We start from the raw sequence: 555 nt of genomic DNA, 5'->3' as shown, positions 1-555 counted from the left end.
AGGGAATAATTGGTACGAAGGTCCAAACGATCGTAATTTTGCTTCAATTCGTCTGCAACAAAGTCTATAAAACGGGAATTATCCAAATCCGTTAATTGCTCCGGAGAGGCATTGACAATTGTCACATTGGTCAGCTTATCCGACTCTGTGTTTTTGTAAAAGAGTTGCACGGCACGATATGAGGTTTCAAGATCTCGCACGGCCTCGACGGCGGTTAATTGGTTCTTGGCCAAGAGAGCCGAGACGACGCTCGTTTGGGTCTGGCATTTTTGCACCATTTCCGGGATATCCTTATTTTCGGTTAGCAACTCCAACCAAAGGTCAATCTTGTGGGCAAGAGCCTGACGTTCGCCCTCTTTCTGTTCCTCGACAAGGAACATTTTCTTACGCGCCTTCCGTTCCGGATTTAAGTTTTGAAGTCCATCGATGGCTGTTTCCAAGAAACTGAAGCCGCCATACCGAGAGAGGGCGGATATAGCACCATCCAATGTCTCTTTGGAATACGAATCGGCTACTTTTTCTTGATAAACCGGTTGGGCAAGAGTCTCTTGCTCC

Annotated in this window: 1 pseudogene; it reads right to left on the bottom strand. The window is 46.7% G+C overall.

Annotation, left to right across the window (positions count from 1 at the left end):
• A pseudogene (locus POREN0001_RS09430) lies at window positions 1-555 on the bottom strand (type VI secretion system contractile sheath protein TssC); the annotation flags it as partial.

It is taken from the genome of Porphyromonas endodontalis ATCC 35406 (assembly GCF_000174815.1).
GTDB classification, from domain to species: domain Bacteria; phylum Bacteroidota; class Bacteroidia; order Bacteroidales; family Porphyromonadaceae; genus Porphyromonas; species Porphyromonas endodontalis.
Note: the sequence above shows the minus strand (reverse complement) of the source record. Positions and strands in the feature narration are given on the sequence as shown.